Raw genomic sequence first — 25098 nt, 5'->3', positions numbered from 1 at the left:
CCCTCGACCGCCACCCGGCGGTGGGGGTTTTTTTATTGCCGCACCAGGTCGAGAAACCGGAACCACCACCACCAGAGCCCCTGTGCCGCTCTGGGCCTCGCTGAAGGATCTTGAGATGACCGAGCAGATGACCGGCGCCCAATCGCTGATCAGGTCGCTGGAGCACGTCGGCGTTGACACCGTCTTCGGGATTCCCGGCGGCAGCATCCTCCCCGCGTACGACCCCCTCTACGACTCGGCGACGGTGCGCCACATCCTCATGCGCCACGAGCAGGGCGCGGGCCACGCGGCCGAAGGCTACGCCTACGCCACCGGGCGCCCCGGGGTGTGCATGGCCACCAGCGGGCCCGGCGCCACCAACCTCGTCACCCCGCTGGCCGACGCCCACATGGACTCGGTCCCCATGGTCGCCATCACCGGCCAGGTCGCCGCTCCCAAGATCGGCACCGACGCCTTCCAGGAAGCCGACATCTGCGGCATCACGATGCCGATCACCAAGCACAACTTCCTGGTCAAGGACGTTCGTGAGATCCCCCGGACCATCGCCGAGGCCTTCCACATCGCCTCCAGCGGGCGCCCCGGGCCGGTCCTGGTCGACATCTCCAAGGACGCTCTCCAGAACTCCACCGACTTCGTCTGGCCCGAGCGACTCGAACTGCCCGGATACCGTCCGGTCACCAAGCCCCACGGCAAGCAGGTCCGTGAGGCGGCCCGCATGATCGCCGAGGCCAAGCGCCCGGTCCTCTACGTCGGCGGCGGCGTCCTGCGCGCCCGGGCCTCGGCCGAACTGCGCGTCCTCGCCGAGATCACCGGCGTCCCCGTCGTCACCACCCTGATGGCCCGCGGAGTCTTCCCCGACTCGCACCCGCAGTTCGTGGGCATGCCCGGCATGCACGGCGACGTCTCTGCGGTCGGCGCGCTCCAGCGGGCCGACCTGATCGTCGCCCTCGGCGCCCGCTTCGACGACCGCGTCACCGGCCGCCTCGACAGCTTCGCCCGCGACGCCAAGATCGTCCACGCCGACATCGACCCGGCCGAGATCTCCAAGAACCGTCACGCCGACGTGCCGATCGTCGGCGACTGCCGCGAGGTCCTCGCCGACCTGGTCGTGGCCGTGCGCGCCGACCAGGAGAAGGGCCGTCAGGGCGACTACGAGGCCTGGTGGGACCGGCTGAACAGGCTCCGCACCACCTACCCCAAGGGTTACGACGTCCCCGACGACGGCACCCTGTCCCCGCAGGGCGTCATCCGGCGGCTGGGCGAGATCGTCGGCCCCGAGGCCACCTACGTCGCGGGCGTCGGCCAGCACCAGATGTGGGCCGCCCAGTTCATCGACTACGAACGCCCCGGCTCGTTCGTCAACTCCGGCGGACTCGGCACCATGGGCTTCTCCGTCCCCGCCGCCCTCGGCGCCAAGGTCGGCGACCCCGACCGGGTCGTGTGGTCGGTCGACGGCGACGGCTGCTTCCAGATGACCAACCAGGAGTTGGCCACCTGCGCCGTCGAGGGCATCCCCATCAAGGTCGCGGTCGTCAACAACGGCAACCTGGGCATGGTCCGCCAGTGGCAGACCCTGTACTACGAGGGCCGCTACTCCAACACCGACCTCCAGACCGCCCCCCTGGACGAGCGGATCCGCATCCCGGACTTCGTCCGTCTCGCCGAGGCCTACGGGTGTGTCGGTCTGCGCTGCGAACGCCCCGAGGACATCGACGCCACCATCGAGAAGGCGATGTCGATCAACGACGTCCCCGTGGTCGTCGACTTCAGCGTCAACCACGACGCCATGGTCTGGCCGATGGTCGGCCCCGGCGTCAGCAACGACAACATCCAGTACGCGCGCGACATGGCGCCCGACTGGGAACACCAGGACTAGGAGAAGGCCGAACCACCATGAGCAGTCACACGCTTTCCGTTCTGGTGGAGGACACCCCCGGTATCCTCGCCCGGGCCTCCGCTCTCTTCTCCCGTCGTGGCTTCAACATCGACTCGCTCAGTGTCAGCAGCACCGAGTACACCGGACTGTCCCGGATGACGATCGTGGTCAACTGCGACCTCCACCCTTTGGAGCAGGTGACCAAACAGCTCAACAAGCTGGTCAACGTCGTCAAGATCGTGGAGATGGACACCACCGCGTCGGTGCAGCGCGAGCTGCTCCTGATCAAGGTCAAGGCCGACGCGTCCAGCCGCACACATGTGCTTCAGACGGCCGAGCTCTTCCGCGCGCACGTCGTGGACGTCAGCCCGGACGTCGTCGTCATCGAGGCCACCGGCGACCCCGAGAAGCTCGATGCCCTGGTCAAGAACCTGGAACCCTTCGGGATCCGAGAACTGGTCAAGTCAGGGCTGGTCGCCCTGGGCCGGGGACCGCGTTCGATCACCGACCGTTCACTGCGATCGGTCGAACGCAGCGCCTGAGGTGAGAGGCTGTTCGCGACACCATCGGGCAGCCCCACCCCCGAGCCCCCAAGAACGTAGAAACAAGGAGTAACCCCAAGTGGCAGCACAGATGTACTACGACGACGCCGCGGACCTCGCGCTCATCCAGGGCAAGAAGGTCGCCGTGATCGGTTACGGCAGCCAGGGCCACGCGCACGCGCTGTCGCTGCGGGACTCGGGTGTGGACGTCCGGATCGGTCTGGCCGAGGGCTCCAAGAGCCGCGGCAAGGCCGAGGAGGAGGGCCTGCGGGTCCTCACCCCCGCGGAGGCCACCCGCGAGGCCGACGTCATCATGATCCTGGTCCCGGACCACATCCAGCGCGACCTCTACACCAACGAGATCGCCCCCAACCTGGAGCCCGGGAACGCCCTGTTCTTCGCGCACGGCTTCAGCATCCGCTTCGGCCTCATCCAGGCCCCCGAGGGCGTCGACGTCGCCATGGTCGCCCCCAAGGGCCCCGGTCACCTGGTCCGTCGTCAGTACGAGGCCGGTCGCGGCGTCCCCTGCCTGGTCGCCGTCGAGAAGGACGCCAGCGGACAGGCCTGGGACCTGGCCCTGTCCTGGGCCAAGGGCATCGGCGGCACCAAGGCCGGCGTCATCAAGACCACCTTCACCGAGGAGACCGAGACCGACCTCTTCGGTGAGCAGGCCGTTCTGTGCGGCGGCACCGAGGAGCTGGTCAAGGCCGGTTTCGCGACCCTCGTCGAGGCGGGCTACCAGCCGGAGATCGCCTACTTCGAGTGCCTGCACGAGCTCAAGCTGATCGTCGACCTCATGTACGAGGGCGGCATCTCCAAGATGAACTGGTCCATCTCGGACAACGCCGAGTACGGCGGCTACACCCGCGGTCCGCGCCTGATCACCGAGCAGACCCGCGAGGAGATGCGCAAGATCCTCGGTGAGATCCAGGACGGCAGCTACGCCAAGGAGCTCATGGCCGAGTTCGACGCCGGTCAGCCCACCTTCGGCAAGCGCCGCGAGGCCGAGCAGAACGAGCAGATCGAGAAGGTGGGCGCCGAACTGCGTCCGCTGATGAGCTGGCTCAAGGCCTAGCCCGCCTGTCGGGACGACGGCCGTCGGGGAGGGGCACACGCCCCTCCCCGACGGCGTATGGCCGGGGAGGGTGAGACATCTTTCCCTACGGGGCGCCCCATCCGCCCGACGGGCTTCCCTACCCCGGCGATAGACTTTGGAAAGGCCGTCACACCCGATCCGGGCAGCGCCTCCACCTGCGCGATCGGGTCGTATCCACCCGAAAAGGAACCGTTGTGACCAAACCCGTCGTACTCGTCGCGGAAAAGCTCTCGCCCGCAGGAATCGCGCTCCTCGAAGACGACTTCGAAGTGCGCCACGTTGACGGAGCGGACCGGTCCCAACTGCTTCCGGCCATCGCCGACGTCGACGCCCTGATCGTGCGCAGCGCCACCCAGGTGGACGCCGAGGCCCTCGAGGCCGCCGGCCACCTCCAGGTCGTGGCCCGCGCCGGTGTGGGCCTGGACAACGTCGACGTCGACGCCGCCACCAAGGCGGGCGTGCTCGTGGTCAACGCCCCCACCTCCAACATCATCAGCGCCGCCGAGCAGGCCATCAACCTGCTGCTCGCCAGCGCGCGCAACACCGCCCCCGCCCACAACGCCCTCGTCCACGGTGAGTGGAAGCGTTCGAAGTACACGGGTGTGGAGCTGTACGAGAAGGTCGTCGGCGTGGTCGGCCTCGGCCGGATCGGCGCCCTGGTCGCCCAACGGCTGCTGGCGTTCGGTACCAAGGTCATCGCCTACGACCCGTTCGTGCAGCCCGCCCGCGCCGCGCAGATCGGTGTGGAGATGACCACGCTGGACGACCTGCTCGAGCGCAGCGACTTCATCACCATCCACCTGCCCAAGAACAAGGACACCCTCGGCCTGATCGGCGACGAGGCGCTGTCCAAGGTCAAGCCCTCCGTGCGGATCATCAACGCCGCGCGCGGCGGCATCCTCGACGAGGACGCCCTCTACCGTGCCCTCAAGGAGGAGCGCGTGGCCGGCGCGGGCATCGACGTGTTCGCCAAGGAGCCCAACACCGACAGCCCGCTGTTCGAGTTCGAGAACGTGGTCGTCGCCCCCCACCTGGGCGCCAGCACCACCGAGGCCCAGGAGAAGGCGGGCACGCAGGTCGCCCGTTCGGTCAAGCTCGCCCTGTCCGGCGAGTTCGTGCCGGACGCGGTGAACGTCCAGGGCACCGGCGTGGCCGAGGAGATCAAGCCGGGTCTGCCGCTCACCGAGAAGCTCGGTCGGGTCTTCACCTCCCTGGCCGGCGCGCTCGCCGCCCGTATCGACGTCGAGGTGCGCGGTGAGATCGCCGCCCACGACGTCAAGGTCCTGGAGCTCGCGGCCCTCAAGGGCGTGTTCACCGACGTCGTCGAGGACCCGGTGACCTTCGTGAACGCTCCGCTTCTGGCCAAGGAACGCGGCGTCGAGGTGAACCTCGTCACCAGCGACGACAGCAGCGACTGGCGCAACCTGATCTCGGTGCGCGGCGTGCTGGCCGACGGCACCCGGGTGTCGGTGTCGGGCACGCTCACCGGCCCCCGCCAGGTCGAGAAGCTGGTGGAGATCAACAACTACACGATGGAGATCGGCCTCGACGAGCACATGGTGTTCCTCTCCTACGAGGATCGCCCCGGCATCGTCGGCAAGGTCGGCGCCCTGCTCGGCGACGCCGAGGTCAACATCGCCGGTATGCAGGTCATCCGGGACAAGGAGGGCGGCAAGGCGCTGATCGCGCTGACCCTCGACTCCGCCGTTCCGGACGAGATCCTCACGTCGATCTCCGGTGAGATCGACGCCGAGATCGCCCGTCAGATCGACCTGGAGGACTGAGTCCTCCCATGCTCCGGATCCGTCGTGCGGATCGGTTCGGGCCGTGTCTCCTTCGGGGGCACGGCCCTTCGTACATCCGGGGACGAATCTCCGTGAATGTCCAGTGCTCTCCCGCTTCCTCTCTTCCTTGATAACGCGCTGACCTGCGTGATCCTGAAGGGGATCGATGCGACGGCGCGGCCGTCGTGACGTCTCAGCGTGTGTTGGGGGGAGTCGTGCGTCGTTCACGTTCGCGTCTTCTGGTCGCAGCGGCGGGGGCTTTTTCGCTCGGAGGTTGCGGTGTCGGGTTCCTTGTCCACCGAGGGCTGCTGGGCCTGGTCCCGGCGGTGCAGTTGTCGGCGTGCGTGGCGGTACTCGCCGCGACGCTCCTGGTCGTGTTCCTGCTCCGCCGGACCGATCGTCAGGTCCGACGGTTGCGCTCCGGGCTCGATCGGCAGGTTCGGGACATCTCCGAGATCGCCGGGGAGAATCGGGCCGAACTCATCGGCCGGGCGGACGAGCTGGTCGTTCTCATGGGGCGGGTGGAGGAGCGTCTGAAGCGGGAGGCGACCCCGTGCTCCTGCGGAGCCTCCGCCGGCCGGATGGTGGTCGAGATCGAGACGGAGCGTTCGGGGGACGGCTCCCGGGTGATGTTGTGATCGCGGAGGTGTGGCGAGACGCCCTGCACCGTCGACATCCCGGTCCCCTTCTGGCCTGTCATCTGGGCTCGGGGACGGCAGGGGGGATCGACCGGGTGCGCTTCGGGCGTCGGGACACGGTGGTGGACCTGGGGCGACGGAGCGTCGACGAGGTCTTCGGACCGGACGACCCTCCCCACCCGTTCGAGCAGGTCGTGCTGGTGGTGGGGACGCCCACGGATCTGCGCCGGGCGGTCCCCGTGGTCGCCGGTCCCGTGCGCGCCGCCCGCTTCACCGTCATCGTGCGCAGGGCGGCGGAACACCTACCGCCGCCCTTTCCCATGGTCCCCGGGACCGGGCGGTGGACCGGGCTCTTGGACGCCCGGATCAAGAGGGTCCCCGACGCCGGATGGTCGGTCGAACTCCTCCTCACCCGTCCCGTGTCGTTGGCGGAGGTCGTCACCGCCCTGTCACACGGGCTGGCGGGCGGTCGTCGAGGGACGGCGACGGGACCGCTGGTGGCGGCGAGGGGGCGGGACGCGGGCGTGTGGCGTCCCGGTGACGCCCTCGCGGGCGGGATGGACGAGGTGGACGCGATCCTGGACGTGGGTACGGCCGGGGCCGAACACGATCCGGCGGAGCCCGTAACACCGAGGCTGCGCCGGTGGAGCCTGGAGGATTCGAGGTGGCGGGCCCTGGGCCGTCCCGGCGCGGTTCCGCGGCCTCGGGGCGGGTTCGAGGTCGACGACGTACCGCCTCTGGACGAGACGATGATCAACCCCACGGGGTTCGTCCAGGACACCGAGGGCCGTTCGGGACGTCTGGTCTCCCGGGAGGGCCGATGGGCCCTGGTGGTCAACGGGCGGGTGCGTCGACGCCTGCCCGACGACGGCACCGTCACCGACGCCGACATCGAGGCCGTGCGCGATCTGCGCACGATCCGGGTGGAGTGGGGACGTCACAGCGGCCCCTTGGCCTCGGTGAGGGCCGTCGCCGCGTTCGCGGCGGCGGGTGTCCCCCTGCTGGGCGACCCGGGACCGAGCTGGGCGTCCTGCCTGGGAGAACCCCTTCGTGCGCTGATGTCCTCGGTCTGTCTGAAGGACATGCGGGACCCGCTGCGCCGGGAGGAGCACAGCGTTCGTCTGCGGCGGGCGGCGTTGCGGGCCCACGGCGCCCGGGCCCGTTGGCGGCGGTTGGGAGAGATCACCGGGGTGGATCTGCCGGCGGAGCCGACGGTCTCGGTGGTGTTGTGCACCCGCAGGCCCCACATGGTGCCGTTCGCGTTGGGGCAGGTGGCCCGGCAGCGCGGTGTGGACGTGGAACTGGTCCTGGGCATGCACGGTTTCGACCTCGACGCGCCGGGGGTGGGCGAGGCGGTGGCCGACCATCGGGAACGGGGCGGACGGGTGATCGCCTACGAGGCCGATCCCGCGCTTCCGCTGGGCTCGATCCTGAACCGCGCCGTGCTCAGGGCGGGCGGCGACCTGGTCGCCAAGATGGACGACGACGACTGGTACGGGCCCGACCATCTGGCCGATCTGGTGTTGGCGCGCTCGTACTCGGGGGCCGACGTGGTGGGCAACGCCGCCGAGTTCGTCTACCTGGAGGAGCTCGACATGACGGTGCGGCTGCCCTTGGGCAAGAGCGAACGCGCGTCGCGTCGTCTCGGCGGCGGGACGCTGATGATGGACCGCAGGGTGTGGGAGGAGACCGGGGGGTTCCGCCCCATCCCGACCTCGGAGGACACGCAGTTCCTCGCCGGGGTGGAGCTCATGGGCGGTCGGCTCTATCGCACCCACGGCTGTAACTACGTGCTCCGCCGCAGGTCCGGCGGGCACACCTGGAAGGTCGGCTCGGGGTACTTCCTGAAGGGGACGGTGCGGGCGCAGTGGCCGGGATGGCGCCCCAGCGCCCTTTTGGAACCCAGCGAGCACGAGCTCGTCGGAGGTGGACGGTGACGGTCGACGTCGGCGCGTGGACGGTGCCCCGTCCGCTTCTGAGACTGAACGATCACGGGGCTCTCGAACCCCCGCCGTCGGGGGAATGGACCCCTCGGCTGGACGTGAGCGTGGTGATCCCGGCGCACGGCGGACAGGAACGGCTGGACCTGACCCTGGCGTCGCTGACCGCCCAGACCTATCCGTCGTCGCTGACCCAGGTCGTGGTGGTCGACGACGGCAGCGATCCGCCCCTGCGGTTGCCGGATCTGCGGCCGGAGAACACCGTCCTCGTGCCCTCCGGCCCCGGCGGGTGGGGGCCCGGGCACGCGGTCCGTTCCGGGATCGCGGTGGCGGACGGGACGGTCCTGCTGCGTCTGGACGCCGACATGGTGGCCTTTCGAGACCATGTGGAATCCCAGATGCGGTGGCATCACCTGGCCGACTACGTGGTGGTCATCGGTGGCCTGAGGTTCGTGGAGCACGGACCGGGCGGTCCGGGGCCGGAGGAGGTGGCGGCCGCGGTCCGCGAGGGCACCGCTCAGGGGCTGTTCGGCGACGGCGAGGAGATGGAGTGGCTGGTCGAGTCCTATCGCCGCACCGGGCGCCTGCGTCGGGCGGGGCACACGGCCTACCGGAACTTCATCGGGGCCACGAACTCGATGGGACGGGACCTGTACCGCCGTTCCGGAGGTTCCGACCCCGAGCTGGTGTTGGGGGAGGACACCCACCTGGCGTATCGGCTCGCGCGACAGGGGGCGGTCTTCCTGCCGGACCCCGACAGCGGAAGCCTGCATCTGGGGCTGCCCCAGATGCAGCGGCGGCGTGAGGAGGGCTTCCGGTATCGGGCCCCCTTCGTCGGCAACCGTCTGCCCCTGACGGCGGATCGGGAGAGGATCACCGGTCGCAGCTGGCAGGTGCCGATGGTGGACGTGGTGATGGAGATCGGCGACGTTCCGTCGGCGCTGGTGGCGGACACCGTGGACCGCCTGCTGGGCGGGACGACCACGGATCTGCGCATCACCCTGGTGGCCGATCGGCCGTGGGAGGGGCGCGGGGACGGTCTTCCCGCGTTGCGGGCCTACCTGGAGAGCGATCCGAGGACGAGGTTCCGGACGAGCCCGCCCGAACCCGATCTCGACGTGCCGTTCGTCCTGTGGACGCGCCCGGGGTTCGCGTTCGCCCCGGACGCGGTGGGCGAGATGCTGCGCCAGGCGCGGCTGACCAAGGCGGGTCTGGTCCGTGCCGCGATGCCCCGGGGCGGGCCCGAGGGTCCCAGGCTGGAGCGCCTTTCGAGTTTCGCCCGGGCACGGCATCTGGCGGAGGGGGACGCCGACGTCGACCGGCTGGTCGACGAGGTGGCCGGTGTGCGCTGGATGGACGGCACCTCCCTGCTCGACCCGGAGGAGGACGTGGAGGAGCCCGAGGAGAGGGAGGGGGCGGAGGAATGGCGGACACGCCTGGAGGAGACCGAACGGGAGGCCGCGTCGTGGCGGTCGTGCGCCGACCGGTGGAAACGCCGCCACCGGTGGTTGACCGGGACGGGGACGGGACGGCGTGTGCTCAGGGCGCTCGGTTGACGAGGGGACGGTGACCATGGACGGGGTGACGGTGGTCCCTCCGGTCGGAGGGCGCGTTCCGTACGCGGGGCTGGAGAAGGCGCGGGCGGGGACGGTGTTCGTTCCGGCCCGAGAGGACGGGACGGGACCGGCGGTGACGAGCGCGCTCGCGCCACCTCCCGAGAACACCGTGGTGGTGGGCGGGGCCGACCCCGCCGAGGTCGACGGGGCGGAACGGCCGTGGGAGGCGTGCCCGGGGGCCTCCCTGTCCTTCGCCGGGACGTGGGTCGAGGAGCTCGGGGAGCCGTACGGGGGAGACGAGACGGTCGAGGAGCTCGCCTACCGCCTGTACCAGCGCGGAGCGCGTTTCGTCGCGGGTCCCGGTCGGCGCTCGGTGACGGACGTGGAGACCGGGTTCGCCTCGGTGGACCGGATCCCCTTGGCCCCCTCGCGGAGGGCACGGCCGACCCGGACGTGGCGGGTCCCGTTCGCGGACGTCGTCGTCGACACGGCCGGAGCGTCGGCGGAGCGGGTGATGGAGACGGTCGACGCCCTGCTCATGGGCCGGACCGGCGACCTTCGGATCACCCTGGTGGGCGACTGGCGACGGTTGGGGGAGGGGCGGCACACCACGATCGACGACCCGGACCTGGATCCGCGGCTGGTCCGGGAGCACTACCGCTGTGAGGGGAGGGTGCGGTTCCTGGAGGAGATCCCCGAGAGGGACCCGGACGTTCCCTTCCGTCTGTTCCCGCCGGTGGGTGTCCGACCTCGCGAGGACGCGTTGGAGCGGTTGTTCCTGATCTGCTCGGAGCGCGGACACGGACTGGTGGTCGGCGACGGCGGGTGGCGCTGGGAACGCACGGTGGTGTTCGCGCGGGCCCGTCGGGCGGGTGTGGCCGAGAGCGGTATCGACGCCCTGGTGCGGACGTACACGGTGCGGGACGGTGAGCTCTCCGAGGACGTCGATCTTCCGAGGGCGGAGGAGCGCCGGAGGCTGATGGAGGAGGCGTCGAGGAGGGCGGCCGGGGCGCGGGCCGCGGCCGAGCTCTGGGAGCGGAGGCTGTGGGCTCTGACGGGGGGCCGGTGGTCCCGGTTGCTGTTGGGCCGGCGCCCTCTCTGAGCGGCGAAGACGAAGAGGCGTCTCACATGTTGAGAACCTCTGGTCATATAGTTGGACATCCGATATTCTGACGTCCTAGGAGATCGGTGGTGTCGGCCTCCGTGTCGCGCATCATGGTCCGCCGTCGCGCCCGCCCCCACCGGGGCCCGCGCGGGCGGTCCCGGCAGACGATCCCGCCGGGTGGGGCCCTGACTCCTTCGTCGTCGTGGACGTCGTCGCCCACGACCCGCGTCCGTCCGTGCCGCCCGGCCTCGACCGCCCGGGAACGGTGGGCGCTCCTCAACGTCGAACGCGAACGGCCGTTCCGTGCCTTTCGGGCCGTCGCTCACCGTACTTGGAGGATCACATGTACGACATGATCGAGTACCCGTCCACGCCCGACACCGACGACGAGATCGCTCGCGCTCTCCAGGACGCGCTCAATCGCCGTTGCTGAGACGCGAGTAGGGGGAAAGGGGCTGTGCCGGTCCGCGGGGCCGGTACAGTTGTCTCACCTACTGTTCATTCGATCTCGCCATGTGAGAAATCGCCGGTGGGGTCGCCTCCGAGTCGAAGGCAGTCCGTATGGCAGCGCGCACCGTGAAACTGGCCGTCATCCCCGGGGACGGAATCGGTCCCGAGGTCGTCGCCGAGGGCCTCAAGGTGCTGGGGGTCGTCGCCGCCCAGCACGACCTGGCCATCGAGACCACCGAGTACGAGCTGGGGGCCAGGCTCTGGCATCGCACCGGTGAGACGCTGCCCGACCCGGTCGCCGCCGAACTGCGCGAACACGAGGCCGTCTACCTGGGCGCCGTCGGAGACCCCTCGGTCCCCAGCGGTGTCCTGGAGCGGGGGCTGCTGCTGCGCCTGCGCTTCGACTTCGACCACTACGTCAACCTGCGTCCGGTCCGGCTCTTCCCGGGGGTCGACAGCCCCTTGGCCGGTGTCTCGCCCGAGGACATCGACATGCTGGTGGTGCGCGAGGGGACCGAGGGTCCCTACGCCGGCGCCGGTGGCGTCCTGCGCAAGGGCACCCCGCACGAGATCGCCACCCAGGACAGCGTCAACACCCGTTTCGGGGTCGAGCGCGTGGTCCGCTACGCCTTCGCCAAGGCCGCCGAGCGTCCGCGTCGGCAGCTGACCCTGGTGCACAAGGACAACGTCCTGACCTACGCCGGTGAGCTGTGGAAGCGCACGGTCGAGGAGGTCGGCGCCGAATACCCGCAGGTCGCCGTGGACTACTGCCACGTCGACGCCGCCTCGATGTTCTTCGTCGACCGGCCCGGGCGCTTCGACGTGGTCGTCACCGACAACCTCTTCGGCGACATCATCACCGACATCGGCGCGGCCATCACCGGTGGTATCGGTCTGGCGGCCAGCGGTAACATCAACCCGGACAACACCTTCCCCAGCATGTTCGAGCCGGTCCACGGCTCGGCGCCCGACATCGCGGGCCAGGGCAAGGCCGACCCGACCGCCACCGTGCTGTCGGCCGCGCTCATGCTGGACCACCTGGGGGTGCCCGAGGCGGCCCGCCGGATCGAGGCGGCGGTCTCGGCCGACCTGAAGACCCGCGCCCAGAGCGACGAGGTCCGGTCCACCTCCCGTATCGGCGACGACCTCGCCGCGCGAGTAGCCGAGCAGGGCTGAGGCGACCGCTTTCGGCCCTGCCTTCACGACAGGCGCGGCCGTGGCGGGAACACCACTTCACGACCCTTGCGACGGGCGCGTCTGGAACCTCCGGCGCGCCCGTCGCCCTTTTCGCGGCCTTGGCCTGGTCTGGCACCGGGTGCGCTCTTCCGACACACTAGATTCCAGGTCGGCGGCGCTGCCGACCCGTTGCATCCGAGAGGACCACCGACAACATGAACAACAACACCACCACCACTGGGTTGACGTTCGACATCCGGCTCTCCGACCGGCGGAAGACCCCGCGGGAACGTGAGGAACTGCTGGAGAACCCCGGGTTCGGTCAGGTGTTCACCGATCACATGGTGAGCATCCGTTACACAGAGGGCAAGGGCTGGCACGACGCGGCCCTGGAGCCGTACGGGCCGCTCAGCCTGGACCCGGCCACCTCCGCCCTTCACTACGCGCAGGAGATCTTCGAGGGGCTCAAGGCCTACCGCCACCCGGACGGTTCGCTGGCCTCCTTCAGGCCGGAGGCCAACGCGGCGCGCTTCAATCGGAGCGCCGAGCGGATGGCGATGCCGGCCCTCCCCGAAGAGCTCTTCCTCAAGTCCATCGAGCTGCTGCTGGAGCACGACGGGGACTGGGTCCCGTCCAAGGAGTACTTCAGCCTCTACCTCCGTCCGTTCATGATCTCCACGGACGTGGGCCTGGGGGTCAACAACCCCTCCCGTACCTACGTCTACCTGCTCATCGCCTCGCCCGTGGGCTCCTACTTCTCCGGCGGCGTCAAGCCGGTGACGGTCTGGCTGTCCAAGGACTACACGCGTGCCGCCCCCGGCGGCACGGGCGCGGCCAAGTTCGCGGGCAACTACGCCGCGAGCTTCCTGGCCCAGTCCCAGGCGGTCGAGAAGGGCTGCGACCAGGTCGTGTGGCTGGACGCCCGCGAGCACCGTTGGGTCGAGGAGATGGGCGGCATGAACCTGTGGTTCGTGTTCGGCGAGGGCGAGAACGCGCGCCTGCGCACGCCTCCGCTCACCGGGACCCTGCTGCCGGGGATCACCCGCGAATCACTGCTCACCCTCGCCCCCGACCTGGGTATTCCGGCGGAGGAGAAGCCGCTCTCCATCGAGGAGTGGCGTGAGGCGGCCGAGTCCGGCGAGATGACCGAGGTCTTCGCGTGCGGCACCGCCGCGGTGGTCACCCCGGTCGGCCACGTCAAGAGCGACGACGGCGAGTTCACCATCGGCGACGGCACTCCCGGGCCGATCACGATGCGTCTGCGCGAGGAGCTGGTCGGGTTGCAGACCGGTCTGCGCAAGGACGAGCACGGCTGGATCACCCGCTTCTAGGAGGGCGGGGCGTGGGCCGCTCGGGGGATCTCCGGGCGGCCCACGCCGTTTCCCCGGGGCGTCGGCGGAGGGTTCCGGCCGATGGGCGGCCTCGCGCAGGCCGGTCGGAAGCCGCCCGATACGTCCGAAGTGAGAAATTCTCATCTCGTAGAGTGAGACATCTGCCCCCCGAACAGGACCTCCTCGGTGGCCATGTGGCACACTGGCCTCATGCCGTCCCAGGTCGTGATTATTCAGGGGCGCGCCGGCTGACGACTTCCCGCGAACGCGCAGGGAAGGATCCGGACCCTGCCGGCGCGCTGACCTCTCGTGTCCACGAGGGGTCTTTTTTGTTGGCCGGGACCGCCTTAAACCAGACCACTTCGGGAGTTCCACCCATGAGGGACGACAGTTTCCACGTCTTCGACACCACGCTCCGCGACGGGGCCCAGCGCGAGGGGATCAACCTCCGGGTCTCCGACAAGCTGGCCATCGCGAAGCTGCTGGACGACTTCGGAGTGGCCTTCATCGAGGGTGGATGGCCGGGGGCCAACCCCAAGGACACCGAGTTCTTCCGGAGGGCTTCACAAGAGCTCGATCTGGAACACGCGCTGCTCACCGCGTTCGGCGCGACCCGCCGTGCCGGTGTGAGGGCCGCCGACGACCCACAGGTGGCCGCCCTGCGCGACAGCGGCGCGTCGGTCGTCACTCTGGTCGCCAAGAGTGACGACCGACACGTCGAACGTGCCCTGCGCACGACCCTCGACGAGAACCTCGCGATGATCGCCGACACCGTCTCCCACCTTCGCGAACACGGCCAACGCGTGTTCGTGGACTGTGAGCACTTCTTCGACGGCTACCGTCACCACCCCGAGTACGCCCTGTCCGTGGTCCGGACGGCGGCCGAGGCCGGGGCGGACGTGGTCGTCCTGTGCGACACCAACGGCGGCATGCTTCCCGCCGACATCACCCGCGTGGTGACCGAGGTGCGCGAGGCGACCGGGGTCCGTCTGGGCATCCACGCCCAGGACGACACCGGCTGCGCCGTCGCCAACACCCTGGCCGCCGTGGACGCCGGCGCCACGCACGTGCAGTGCACCGCCAACGGCTACGGCGAGCGGGTCGGCAACGCCGACCTGTTCTCGGTGGTGGGCGCCCTCGCCCTCAAGCGCGGCCGGGAGATCCTTCCCGAGGGCTGCCTGGGGGAGATGACCCGGGTGTCGACCGCGATCGCGGAGATCGTCAACCTGGCCCCCGACACCCACCGGCCCTACGTGGGGGTCTCCGCCTTCGCCCACAAGGCCGGGCTGCACGCCTCCGCCATCAAGGTCGACCCGGACCTGTACCAGCACACCGACCCCGAGCTGGTCGGCAACCGTATGCGCATGCTCGTCTCCGACATGGCCGGGCGCGCGTCGGTGGAGCTCAAAGCCCGAGAGCTGGGTCTGGACCTGGGCGACGACCGGGCACTGTCCGGACGCGTGGTGGAGCGGATCAAGGGGCTGGAGCTGTCCGGGTACAGCTTCGAGGCGGCCGACGCCTCGTTGGAGCTGCTGCTGAGGGAGGAGCTCGGGGGGTCGGTCCGCTACTTCGAGACCGAGTCGTGGCGGGTGCTGACCGAGCGCCGTCCGACCGCCGGTTCCAGCCCGTTGGCCGGTGAGGACGAGAGCCTGTCCGAGGCGACCGTCAAGCTCCGGGTCAAGGGCGAGCGGGTCATCGCCACGGCCGAGGGCAACGGTCCGGTCAACGCGTTGGACCGGGCCCTGCGCAGCTCGCTGGAGCACGCCTTCACCGCTCTGGGCGGCCTGGAGCTGACCGACTACAAGGTCCGCATCCTGGAGGGCGCCTCGGGCACCGACGCGGTCACCCGCATCCTCGTCACGTTCAGCGACGGGGGCGAGGAGTGGACGACGGTGGGCGTGGGGCCCAACGTCGTGGACGCCTCCTGGGTGGCGTTGGAGCAGGCCATCACCTACGGGCTGTTGCGACAGGGCTACCCGCGCGACTGATCCCGAGGGGGTTCGGAAAGTGCATCGGGCGGGTGACAGGAGTGTCACGTTCTCTGTCACCCGTCCGTACATCTCCTGTTTCCCGTGCAGGTCAGAGCTTTGAAACTTACTTACGGGTAAGAAAGACCTGTCCGGCAGGTCATAGCCAGTGTGTCTTGAGCCACTCGATACTGCGAACTTTGAGGAAGTTCCATATGTACGAATGGTGATAGATGCCGGATATAACCGTCGCGCGCCTCGCAGTTGGCGCGCTGTTCGCCCTCCCGCGATCCGCAGGTCACCCTTCCCCTGAAGACTGCGGGTCGTGTCCTCACCCGAGATCCGAACCCGGGGTGGAGGTAAAGGCGTGAGCACCGGTCCGGTGACCGAGCGTCGCGTCGCGTCACCGCACTCCTCCAGTACCCGGCACAAACGAGCCCGCCGAGGGAAGGACGCCCTGCTCGCCTGGGGCTTCCTGCTTCCCTCCGCGGTGGTCTTCGCGCTCTTCCTGGTCTATCCGTTGGGGCGCACCGTCTACCTGTCGATGCACGGCAACGACATCATCGGTCGGCCCAGCCGCTTCGTCGGCCTGAGCCACTTCGCCGAGATGGCCACGCCCCAGTTCGGCCAGACCCTGATGACCACGGTGCTCTTCACCGTCGGCGTGGTCGTTCCCGGGGTCGCCGGAGCTCTCGTGATCGTCCTCCTCCTGGAGGGCGTCATCAAGGGGCAACGGTTCCTGCGCGGCGCCTTCGCGCTGCCGTTCGCCTTCTCCGTGGCCAGCGCCTCGGTGATCTTCTCCGTGTTCTACAGCCCCGGCAACAGCGTGCTCAACGGCATCCTGTACCGGCTGGGAATGGACCAGGTCCCCTGGCTGACCTCCCAGGAGATGGCCCTGTGGTCCGTCTGCATCACCACGGTGTGGATGAACCTCGGCTACGGGGTGCTGGTGCTCGCCGCCGGCATCGGCTCCATCCCCAAGGAGGTCAACGAGGCGGCCCGCATCGACGGAGCCACCGGGCCGCGCCTGGCCTGGGACGTCACCATCCCGATGCTCGGCCCCCAGCTCTTCTTCCTGATCGTCATCTCCACGATCAACGCCCTACAGAGCTTCGGCCAGATCCACATCCTCACCGCGGGGGGACCGGTCGGATCCACGACCACCCTCGTCTACTCGATCTTCCAGGACGCCTTCGCGTACGGAACCAGCGACTTCGGTCGGGCCAGCGCCCAGGCGCTCGTCCTGCTGCTGGTGGTCCTGGTGTGCACCGTGGTCCAGTTCGGTGTCATCGAACGGAAGGTGCACTACTCATGACGCTCACCGCAGAGGGCAAGGGCACCGTCGAGAAGGTGTCGCGGCCCCGACCCACCCTCGGGCACGTCGCCGGTCGCGTCCTGCTGTACCTGATGCTGGCCCTGCTCCTGGTCCCCGTACTGTTCCCCGTCTACTACGTGTTCGTGGGAACGTTCATGGAGCCCCGGGAACTGGCGACCTTCCCGTCCAGACTGTTGCCCACCGGCTTCGACACCGGCAACATCGAGGGCGCGCTCAAGGCGGTCCCCCTGGCGCGCATGTACTGGAACTCGCTGGTCATGGCGGGCATCATCACCGTCAGCCAGTTGTGCACCTCGGCCCTGGCCGCGTACGCGTTCGTGTTCCTGCGCTTCCGAGGCAGCGCGGTGATCTTCGCGCTCTTCCTGTCCACCCTCATGGTCCCCGCCGAGGCGACCTTCATCCCCAACTACCTCACCATCACCGGATGGGGCCTGGGCAACAGCTACGCCGGACTGGTCATGCCGTTCCTGGCCTACGCCTTCGGCACCTTCCTCCTGCGGCAGAGCTTCAAGCAGTTCCCCCGCGAGCTGTACGACGCCGCCCGGATGGACGGCATGGGCCATCTCCGGTTCCTCTGGACCATCCTGCTCCCTCTGAGCAGACCCGCTCTGACCGCGGTCGGCATGTACGTGTTCATCACCAGCTGGAACATGTACTTCTGGCCGCTGATCATCACCCGCAGCACCGAGATGCAGACCCTCCAGATCGGCCTCAACAGCCTCAAGACGGGCGAGGCCGCCAACCCCGGACTCCTTCTGGCAGGGGCCGCGCTGTCGGTCATCCCCACACTCGTCCTCGTGATCTTCGGGCAGCGCTTCATCGTCCGAGGACTCACCGCGGGCGCGGTCAAGTAGGTCTTGGAGTACTTAGTGGAGACGAGAGAGATGACAACCACCTTCCGCCGTAGAGGCATCAAGGCCGCGGCCCTGATCGCGAGCCTGGGCCTGTTCCTCAGCGCCTGTTCGAGTGAGGACGGCGGGGCCGGCGACGCCGATCTCAGCGCGCCCGGTCCCGAGGTCTTGGACGACCTCGACGAAGCGGTGGAGATCGAGTTCTGGCACAGCATGGACGCCACCAACGGCCAGGTGCTGGACGGCCTGATCGAGGACTTCAACTCCCAGAACGAGGGCCGCGTGCACGTCACCGGTTCCTTCCAGGGGGACTACGACGAGGCCCTGGCCGGACACCGCGCCGCCATCCAGCAGGGCGACACCGCCGAGCTCATCATGATCTACGACCTGGGCACCCAGTTCATGATCGACTCGGGCCAGACGGTCCCCGCCCAGTCCTTCATCGACGCCGACGACTACGACACCGCCCCCATCGAGGAGGCGCTGCTCAACTACTTCACCGTCGGCGGTGAGCTGCGTTCCTTCCCCTTCAACAACTCCACCCCGTTGATGTACATCAACCGGGACGCCTTCGAGGAGGCCGGCCTCGACCCGGACTCCCCGCCCACGGACCTCGCCGAGATCCGCGAGGCCGCGGAGAAGCTGACCGTCACCGACGACGACGGCACGGTCGTGCAGTACGGCTTCGGCGCCGCCGTGTACGGCTGGTTCGTCGAGCAGTTCATGGCCCGCGCCGCCGCCCCCTACTGCGACAACTCCAACGGCCGTGACGGCCGCGCCACCGAGGTGCTCTTCGACGATCCCAAGATCGTCGAGCTCGTCGAGTGGTGGGACCAGATGATCGAGGACGACCTCGCCGTCCAGATCGGCCGTAACACCGACGACGGCCAGGCCGCCTTCACCTCCGGTCGCGCCGCCATGACCCTGGAGTCCACCGGCTCCCTGGGCGGCTTCATCGAGCAGTCCGACTTCGAGGTCGGCGCCGGCTACTTCCCGCTGATCGAGTCCGGTGACCCGGGCGGCTCCATCATCGGCGGCGCCTCCCTGTGGATCAACGGCGTGGGCCACAGCCCCGAGGAGATCCGCGGCTCCTGGGAGTTCGTGCAGTACCTGCTCACCCCCGAGGCCCAGTCCACCTGGCACGCGGGCACCGGCTACCTCGCGGTCAACACCGAGGGCTACGAGGGCGCCGAGGCGCAGGAGCGCGCCGAGGAGTTCCCGCAGTTCTCCGTGGCCGCGAGCCAGCTCGCCGACTCCGAGATCAACGAGAACACGGCCGGCTGCATGATGGGCGTCATGTCCGAGGCCCGGGTCGCCGCGGAGGAGGGCTGGGAGACCGCCCTGACCAGTGACACCTCCGCCGAGGACGCGATGGCCGCCGCCGCCGACGGCGTGGCGCGCACCATCGAGGAGTACAACGCCTCGGTCGAGTAACACGTGAGGGGCGGGTCCGACCACCGCCCGAACGAAGAGGGCGCACCCCCGCCGGGGGTGCGCCCTCGATGTTCCGAAGGGATCACTCGGCGTCGGGGTCGACCCAGCCGTTCGCCTCGCAACCCTGGAGCCCCAGGGTCTGCTGCTGCATGACCGGGGCGATCTCACCCTCGCCGGGACAGTTCACGTGACCGTGGCCCAGGGTGTGGCCGACCTCGTGGTTGATCAGATAGATCCGGTAGGTCTCCAGGTCATCGTCGAAGTGCTCCACGCCCGAGACCCAGCGGTTCTGGTTGATGATGGCGCGGTTGCCGTTGGCGCACGAGACGAACCCGTTGGTGTTCAAGGGGGCGCACAGACGGTCCACCGTCTCCGGGGCGGCCAGCAGGACGCGGATGTCGGCGTCGTCGCCGTCCACGCGCTGCAACGAGCGCGCGCCGCTCTCACCCCAGCTGCGCGGGTCCCCCAGGATCTCCTCGACCGCGTCGGAGAAGTCGGCCTTCTTACCGGGCAGCCCCTTCTCGAACTCGACGGCGAAGGTGGTCAGCGGGCCCTCGCCCATGACCTCGCTCTCGCCCTTCATCACCGAGAACTCGCCGTCGGCGCTGTCGACCTCCTTCTCGACGGAGCGCAACAGCACCGGAAGGTCCTCGTCCGAGGGGGAGGCGCTCGGGTCGTTCTCGGCGGAGGTGGAGGGGGCGGGGCGGGCGCTCTCGTCCAGGTTCCCGTCGCCGAACGGCCCCTCGGCCGAGGTCTCCTCGGTGTGGTCCGTGCCGGTGTCCGGAGGGGGCACGCTCACCATCAACACGGCGGAGGCCCCCGAGACCAGACACAGGCCGAGAGCCAGACCCATGGGGTACCTGCGACGCCTACGGTGCTTGGCGCGGGGACTGCGAGTGGGCACGGGGCTTGAACCTCTCGATGATGGTCGTGACCGCGGCCTCCGGGTGCTTGCTCCCGGGAGTTTCGGACAACGAAACCCAGCATGCCAGAGTTCCCCGCCCGCGCGGAGCAGACCTGCGGACACGGTGGTGCTCCCGACCCCGTTACGCTTCGAACGGACAGTGAGAGCAGAGGGCTGCTGGGAGGAATCAGGTGCGTATCGCACGTTTCGCGGCCGGCGACGAGGTCGGTTTCGGTCTGGTCGAGACGGACACGGACAGCGGAGAGGACTTCATCGCACGACTGAGCGGTCACCCTCTCCTCGGGGACATCAAACTCACCGGTGAGCGTGCCGCGCTCGCCGACGTGCGGCTGTTGTCGCCGGTGCTGCCGACCAAGGTCGTGTGCATCGGCAAGAACTACGCGGAACACGTCGCGGAGATGAAGGAGATCACAGGGGAGAGCACCGAGGAGCCGGTGGTCTTCCTCAAGCCCTCCACGGCGGTCTCCGGACCGAACGACCCCATCTTCCACCCGTCGATCTCCGAGAGGGTCGACTTCGAGGGCGAGATGGCCATCGTCATCTCCCGGCCCTGCCGGGAGGTGCCGCGCGAGCGGGTCAAGGACGTGATCTTCGGATACACGGTGGCCAACGACGTCACCGCGCGCGACCTTCAGAAGAAGGACAAGCAGTGGACCCGGGCCAAGGGCTTCGACTCCTTCTGCCCGATCGGCCCGTGGATCACCACGGGGTTGAGCATCGAGGAGGCGCAGGACCTGGAGGTCACCACCACGGTGGACGGCGAGACGCGCCAGAACGGGCGTACGTCACAGTTCATCCACGACATTCCGGGCATCATCTCCTACGTCAGCTCGTTCATGACGCTCCTCCCGGGTGATGTGGTCCTGACCGGCACCCCCGCCGGGGTCGGACCCGTCTCCATCGGCCAGGAGGTGTCCGTCACCGTCCAGGGGCTGGGCACCATCAGCAACCGGGTGGTCGCCCGGGACTGACCCCGAACACGCCGTGCGCGGGCCTCGTGCCCGCGTACGGCCCACCCCTCGGGGCCGCACTCCGGTCCCGACCGAACGGAAGGTCGAGACTTGGCCACCGGACGTCGCCGTATCCGCCCCCTGGTCCTGACCGGGGCCCTCACCCTGGTCCTGGCCGTGGTGGGGGCCGGTCTCTGGCTGATCAATCGCCCCTCGTCCCTCTCGGAGGAGGACACCGAGGCCGCGCCCTGGGAGGGGAGGGGCCAGGTGCGGTTGATGCTCGCCGGGGACTCGATGACCCACGGGGCCGACGGCGACCGGACCTGGCGCTACCACCTGTGGAACCACCTGGAACCGCATGTGGAGGGGCTGGACTTCGTGGGTCCCTTCAGCGCCCCCGCCACCCCCGAACAGATCGTTCCGCCGGAGCTGTTCGGGAACGAGCCGACCCCGGGGGCCCCGGAGGGCGACCCCGAGGGCGTGGAGTACCTGGACCCCGACTTCGACCAGGACCACAACGCCCGTTGGGGACGCACCCTGGCCGACGCGTCCACCACGATCACCCGGGACGTCGCCGTGTACCGACCGGACGTGTTGTGCGTCATGATCGGCATCAACGACCTGTTGCACCCCATCACCGCCGAGGAGATGGAGGGGCGCCTGCGCGCCTACGTGGCCGGTGCCCGGTCGGCCTCCCCGAAGATCAGGATCCTCTTCGCCGAGGCCCCGCCCACCGTCATCGCCGACCAGGACCAGGGGTTCGCCCTGCGTCTGTACGTCTACAACGAACTGGTGCGCGAACTCTCGGCCGAACTGTCCACCCCCGAGTCCCCGGTGGTCTCCTTCGACCTGGCCGGCGCCGAGAAGTGGGACGTGGAGACCGACACCTACGACGGGACCCACCCCGACGACTCCGGGGAGATCAAGATCGCGGCGGGGTTCGCCGACGCCCTGTCCCGTGAGTTCGGCCTGGGCCCGGGGTACCCGCGCCCCCTGCCGATCGCTCCGGCGGAGGCCGGTGGCGAGGGCACGGCCGCACCCTGAGGAGGCGACGACTTCCCACAGGTCATCTCGGGCCACCGATACCCTGGGGACCGTGACTGAGACTCCGATTCGTACCCGCTTCGCCCCGTCCCCCACGGGCATGTTCCACGTCGGTGGCGCCCGCTCCGCGCTCTTCAACTGGGCTCTGGCCCAGCAGCGGCCCGACGGCCGCATGGTGCTGCGCATCGAGGACACCGACGCCGCACGCAACCGCCCCGAGTGGACCGAGGGCATCATCCGCGCGATGTCCTGGATCGGCATCGACGAGAACGACCCGCACTTCGAGGGCCCCTACTTCCAGTCGGCCTACGCCGAGAAACACCGTGAGACCGCGCAGGAGTTGTACCGCTCCGGTCGCGCCTACTACTGCGACTGCACCCGTGAGCAGGTGCAGGAGCGGCGGGACAACCCCAACCTGGGCTACGACGGTTTCTGCCGTGACCGCGGCCTGGAGCCGGGCCCGGGCCGGGCGCTGCGCTTCCGGGTGCCCGAGGGCGGCCCGACGGTGGTCGACGACCAGATCCGCGGACGCGTGGAGTTCGACCACTCCGCGATCGAGGACTTCGTGATCGCGCGGGCCGACGGCTCCCCGCTCTTCGTCCTGGCCAACGTGGTCGACGACGTCGAGATGCGTATCACGCACGTCATCCGCGGCGAGGAGCACCTGTCCAACACCCCCAAGCAGCAGCTGCTGTGGGAGGCGCTGGACCTGACCCCGCCGGTGTGGGCGCACCTGCCCGTCATCGTCAACGAGCAGCGCAAGAAGCTGTCCAAGCGTCGGGACAAGGTCGCCCTGGAGTCCTACCAGGAGGAGGGCTACCTGGCCGAGGCGATGGTCAACTACCTGATGCTGCTGGGCTGGGCCCCCGGGGACGACCGCGAGATCATGCCGTGGTCGGAGATGATGCCGCTGTTCCGCATCCAGGACGTCAACAGCTCCAGCGCCTTCTTCGACGAGAAGAAGCTCCGTTCCTTCAACGGCGAGTACATCCGTGAGCTCTCCGTCGAGGACTTCATCGAGCGCTGCGCCCCGTGGCTCACCGGTGAGAACACCCCCTGGGCCCCCGAGGACTACGACCCGGAGGTCTTCGCCGCCGTCGCCCCCCTCGCGCAGAGCCGGGTGGCCGTTCTCAGCGAGATCGTCCCCAACGTGGACTTCCTGTTCCTGTCGGAGCCGGTCGAGGACGAGAAGAGCTGGAAGAAGGCGATGAAGCCGGGTGTGGGCAAGGAGATGGTCGAGGCCTCCCTGGCACGCTTCGCCGACCCCGACCTGTCCTGGACCGCCGAGGCCCTCAAGACCGCCACCGAGGAGACCGGCGCCTCCCTCGGCCTGAAGCTGGGCAAGGCCCAGGCTCCGGTGCGGGTGGCCGTGACCGGGCGGACCGTGGGCCTTCCGTTGTTCGAATCCCTGGAGCTTCTGGGCCGCGAGCGCGTCCAGGCGCGGCTGGAGGCCGCCCTGGAGAGGCTGCGGGCCGAGGAGAAGGACGCCCAAGAGGGTTGACCGGTGCGGGGTGGTCGGGCCCACAGTCCGACCGCCCCGATTCCGGTTCGCGAGCACTCCGAATGTCCGCTAGAGTTGAACACGTCGCCGAGGGGGACAGGGAAGCGAAAGCGACCGGGTCCCTCGAGAGCACTGGCCTATGGTGTAATCGGCAGCACGACTGATTCTGGTTCAGTTAGTCTAGGTTCGAGTCCTGGTAGGCCAGCGCGTGATCACGGTTCTCCGTGGTCGGCACGGGTCTCGCGACCCGATGTGCGCCCCCGTCGTCTAGTGGCCTAGGACGCCGCCCTCTCAAGGCGGTAACGGCGGTTCGAATCCGCTCGGGGGTACTGGAGAGAGCGGCTCTCACATGGTGAGAGCCTTCTTTCTGACCGATGCTCGCCATCGGTGTCCGGTTCGAGTGGGTATGACCATCCACGAGAACCACGTCCGGCCCCCGTCGTCTAGTGGCCTAGGACGCCGCCCTCTCAAGGCGGTAACGGCGGTTCGAATCCGCTCGGGGGTACCAACAGGCTCCATCCACCAGGATGGGGCCTTCGGTGTTTCCAAGGGCGCGCGGAACCCCGGAAGACCCCGGCCCGGCCGGACGGCCCGGTCGTCCGGCCGAGCGCCGATCAGGCGTTCGGAGCCTCGATCTCCAGGGAACGGATCACCGTCCCCGCCTTCAGATCACGGGCGTGCACGGTCACCGCTCCGTCGGCGGCCACCTCGATCCGCAGCCCCTGGGCGGCGGAACCGTCGATCGCCCGCTCGCCTCCCCTGCCGTCCGGCCCGAACAGGGTCTGGACGAAGCCCGTGTTGACGACGGTGAAACCGCGCGGATCCCCGCCGGAGACCACCTTGCGCGTGGCCCAGTCGTCGCGCTCCAACGACCAGTGCGTGTGACCGGACAGGAACACCACTCCCGAGTGCGAGCCGAGGACCTCCAGCAGTTCCGTCTCGTCGACGAAGTCTCTGTCATAGAAGCGGGCCGAGTCGTCCCCGGTCGTACCCGAGACGCTGTCCGGGAGCACGTGGTGGCTGAACACGAACACCGGCCGTCCGTTCCGCGAGTGCTCGGACAGGCGGCCGTCCAGCCAGGAGAGCTGCTCCGCGCCGAGGGTGACGAACGGGCCGCTCGTTCCGGCGATCGGCTCGGTGGTGCCGATGGTGAGCAGGGGGACGTCGCCGATCAGGGTCTCGGTGTACACGTCGGCCATGTCCGTGTACCCCAGGAAACGGTCGACCTGGGTGTCGAAGGGGGCGTCGTTGTACTGCTCGTGGTTGCCGATCGTGCTGATCACCCGCTCGGGGTGGGGGTGGGAGTCGAGCACCTCCCGGTAGGCCTCGTACTCCGACACGTGGCCATTGGCGACCAGATCGCCGTTGACCACCAGGGCGTCGGCGGTGCCCAGGGAGTCCAGGTGGTTCAGGACGTGGGAGAGGTCGGCCAGATCTCCCTGGACGTCGGAGAGCACGTCCAGTGTGGTGACCCCCTCCCCGGCCGAGGCGGTGCCGGCCGGAAGGAGGGCGAGCCCGGCGGCGGCCGCCGCGCTCCCGGTGAGGGTCGTGAGGAAGCCGCGTCGGTCGAAGGAGGCGGCGGGAGGTCCGGACATG

The 25098-nt window shown here is 69.1% G+C and carries 19 protein-coding genes and 3 tRNA genes; 20 read left to right on the top strand and 2 right to left on the bottom strand.

Features of this window, described 5'->3' with window-relative positions:
* Nucleotides 1-100 precede the first annotated feature (100 nt).
* The 14 genes from TR33_RS09965 to TR33_RS09900 all read left to right on the top strand — a co-directional run bounded on the left by TR33_RS09965 (nucleotide 101) and on the right by TR33_RS09900 (nucleotide 19082).
* Nucleotides 101-1876, top strand: a complete 1776-nt coding sequence (locus TR33_RS09965; RefSeq protein ID WP_267880654.1) for an acetolactate synthase large subunit — start codon at nucleotides 101-103, stop codon at nucleotides 1874-1876.
* A 17-nt stretch (nucleotides 1877-1893) separates the two neighbouring features.
* Nucleotides 1894-2418, top strand: coding sequence for an acetolactate synthase small subunit (gene ilvN, locus TR33_RS09960; protein WP_014910534.1), 525 nt, complete (start codon nucleotides 1894-1896; stop codon nucleotides 2416-2418).
* Nucleotides 2419-2497: 79 nt separating this feature from the next.
* A complete protein-coding gene (gene ilvC / locus TR33_RS09955) occupies nucleotides 2498-3493 on the top strand; it encodes a ketol-acid reductoisomerase (protein ID WP_014913623.1) in 996 nt (331 codons plus the stop codon).
* Between the two features lie 215 nt (nucleotides 3494-3708).
* A complete protein-coding gene (gene serA / locus TR33_RS09950) occupies nucleotides 3709-5298 on the top strand; it encodes a phosphoglycerate dehydrogenase (protein WP_042282817.1) in 1590 nt (529 codons plus the stop codon).
* Between the two features lie 215 nt (nucleotides 5299-5513).
* Nucleotides 5514-5936: a hypothetical protein gene (locus TR33_RS09945; RefSeq protein ID WP_042282910.1), complete on the top strand. Its 423-nt coding sequence runs from the start codon at nucleotides 5514-5516 to the stop codon at nucleotides 5934-5936.
* Complete coding sequence (locus tag TR33_RS09940) at nucleotides 5933-7873, top strand: glycosyltransferase family 2 protein (protein ID WP_042282815.1); 1941 nt, start codon at nucleotides 5933-5935, stop codon at nucleotides 7871-7873. Before TR33_RS09945 ends, TR33_RS09940 begins: the two co-directional genes overlap by 4 nt.
* Nucleotides 7870-9432, top strand: coding sequence for a glycosyltransferase family A protein (locus tag TR33_RS09935; protein ID WP_042282813.1), 1563 nt, complete (start codon nucleotides 7870-7872; stop codon nucleotides 9430-9432). Before TR33_RS09940 ends, TR33_RS09935 begins: the two co-directional genes overlap by 4 nt.
* 16 nt (nucleotides 9433-9448) lie before the next feature.
* Nucleotides 9449-10534 (top strand): hypothetical protein, encoded by a 1086-nt coding sequence (locus tag TR33_RS09930; RefSeq protein ID WP_041562199.1) that lies wholly within the window; start codon nucleotides 9449-9451, stop codon nucleotides 10532-10534.
* 564 nt (nucleotides 10535-11098) lie between these two features.
* Nucleotides 11099-12163, top strand: a complete 1065-nt coding sequence (locus TR33_RS09925) for a 3-isopropylmalate dehydrogenase (RefSeq protein ID WP_017535465.1) — start codon at nucleotides 11099-11101, stop codon at nucleotides 12161-12163.
* Nucleotides 12164-12378: 215 nt separating this feature from the next.
* A complete protein-coding gene (locus TR33_RS09920; RefSeq protein WP_017535466.1) occupies nucleotides 12379-13494 on the top strand; it encodes a branched-chain amino acid aminotransferase in 1116 nt (371 codons plus the stop codon).
* A gap of 377 nt (nucleotides 13495-13871) precedes the next feature.
* Nucleotides 13872-15482, top strand: coding sequence for a citramalate synthase (cimA, locus tag TR33_RS09915; protein WP_042282810.1), 1611 nt, complete (start codon nucleotides 13872-13874; stop codon nucleotides 15480-15482).
* Nucleotides 15483-15828: 346 nt separating this feature from the next.
* The gene (locus TR33_RS09910) at nucleotides 15829-16776 is read left to right on the top strand and encodes a carbohydrate ABC transporter permease (RefSeq protein WP_042282808.1); all 948 of its coding nucleotides are present in this window, start codon (nucleotides 15829-15831) and stop codon (nucleotides 16774-16776) included.
* Complete coding sequence (locus tag TR33_RS09905) at nucleotides 16773-17651, top strand: carbohydrate ABC transporter permease (protein ID WP_014912483.1); 879 nt, start codon at nucleotides 16773-16775, stop codon at nucleotides 17649-17651. The genes TR33_RS09910 and TR33_RS09905 overlap by 4 nt, the downstream gene beginning before the upstream one ends.
* A 30-nt stretch (nucleotides 17652-17681) precedes the next feature.
* Entirely contained in the window at nucleotides 17682-19082 is a 1401-nt protein-coding gene (locus TR33_RS09900; RefSeq protein WP_041561861.1) for an ABC transporter substrate-binding protein, read from the top strand.
* 82 nt (nucleotides 19083-19164) lie between these two features.
* Here TR33_RS09900 and TR33_RS09895 read toward each other — a convergent pair whose 3' ends face one another.
* Nucleotides 19165-19935: a DUF3152 domain-containing protein gene (locus TR33_RS09895; RefSeq protein ID WP_014910727.1), complete on the bottom strand. Its 771-nt coding sequence runs from the start codon at nucleotides 19933-19935 to the stop codon at nucleotides 19165-19167.
* Between the two features lie 242 nt (nucleotides 19936-20177).
* Here TR33_RS09895 and TR33_RS09890 point away from each other — a divergent pair, with 242 nt between their 5' ends.
* The 6 genes from TR33_RS09890 (at nucleotide 20178) to TR33_RS09865 (ending at nucleotide 24010) form a co-directional block, all read left to right on the top strand.
* Nucleotides 20178-20978 (top strand): fumarylacetoacetate hydrolase family protein, encoded by an 801-nt coding sequence (locus tag TR33_RS09890; RefSeq protein WP_042282806.1) that lies wholly within the window; start codon nucleotides 20178-20180, stop codon nucleotides 20976-20978.
* A gap of 90 nt (nucleotides 20979-21068) precedes the next feature.
* Nucleotides 21069-22001, top strand: coding sequence for a GDSL-type esterase/lipase family protein (locus TR33_RS09885; protein ID WP_014910205.1), 933 nt, complete (start codon nucleotides 21069-21071; stop codon nucleotides 21999-22001).
* A 52-nt stretch (nucleotides 22002-22053) separates the two neighbouring features.
* Nucleotides 22054-23502 carry a glutamate--tRNA ligase gene (gltX, locus tag TR33_RS09880; RefSeq protein WP_081536516.1) on the top strand — a complete coding sequence of 483 codons (1449 nt, stop codon included), beginning with the start codon at nucleotides 22054-22056 and terminating at the stop codon, nucleotides 23500-23502.
* Between the two features lie 133 nt (nucleotides 23503-23635).
* Nucleotides 23636-23707 (top strand) — tRNA-Gln (locus tag TR33_RS09875).
* A gap of 51 nt (nucleotides 23708-23758) precedes the next feature.
* A tRNA-Glu gene (locus tag TR33_RS09870) sits at nucleotides 23759-23831 on the top strand.
* A 103-nt stretch (nucleotides 23832-23934) separates the two neighbouring features.
* Nucleotides 23935-24010 (top strand) — tRNA-Glu (locus tag TR33_RS09865).
* Nucleotides 24011-24116: 106 nt separating this feature from the next.
* On the opposite strand, the gene TR33_RS09860 is transcribed toward TR33_RS09865, so the two are convergent.
* Nucleotides 24117-25097: a DUF4073 domain-containing protein gene (locus TR33_RS09860; protein ID WP_042282803.1), complete on the bottom strand. Its 981-nt coding sequence runs from the start codon at nucleotides 25095-25097 to the stop codon at nucleotides 24117-24119.
* Nucleotide 25098 lies beyond the last annotated feature (1 nt).

This window comes from Nocardiopsis alba (genome assembly GCF_000710955.1).
Classification (GTDB): domain Bacteria; phylum Actinomycetota; class Actinomycetes; order Streptosporangiales; family Streptosporangiaceae; genus Nocardiopsis; species Nocardiopsis alba.
This window is presented reverse-complemented; position numbering and strand designations above follow the sequence as displayed.

What these genes read in the sequence shown, in the direction of transcription:
- ilvN (WP_014910534.1), top strand. Translation starts at nt 1,894, where the DNA reads ATGAGCAGTCACACGCTTTCCGTTCTGGTGGAGGACACCCCCGGTATC.
- TR33_RS09930 (WP_041562199.1), top strand. Translation starts at nt 9,449, where the DNA reads ATGGACGGGGTGACGGTGGTCCCTCCGGTCGGAGGGCGCGTTCCGTAC.
- TR33_RS09925 (WP_017535465.1), top strand. Translation starts at nt 11,099, where the DNA reads ATGGCAGCGCGCACCGTGAAACTGGCCGTCATCCCCGGGGACGGAATC.
- TR33_RS09920 (WP_017535466.1), top strand. Translation starts at nt 12,379, where the DNA reads ATGAACAACAACACCACCACCACTGGGTTGACGTTCGACATCCGGCTC.
- cimA (WP_042282810.1), top strand. Translation starts at nt 13,872, where the DNA reads ATGAGGGACGACAGTTTCCACGTCTTCGACACCACGCTCCGCGACGGG.
- TR33_RS09905 (WP_014912483.1), top strand. Translation starts at nt 16,773, where the DNA reads ATGACGCTCACCGCAGAGGGCAAGGGCACCGTCGAGAAGGTGTCGCGG.
- TR33_RS09900 (WP_041561861.1), top strand. Translation starts at nt 17,682, where the DNA reads ATGACAACCACCTTCCGCCGTAGAGGCATCAAGGCCGCGGCCCTGATC.
- TR33_RS09895 (WP_014910727.1), bottom strand. Translation starts at nt 19,935, where the DNA reads ATGGGTCTGGCTCTCGGCCTGTGTCTGGTCTCGGGGGCCTCCGCCGTG.
- TR33_RS09860 (WP_042282803.1), bottom strand. Translation starts at nt 25,097, where the DNA reads ATGTCCGGACCTCCCGCCGCCTCCTTCGACCGACGCGGCTTCCTCACG.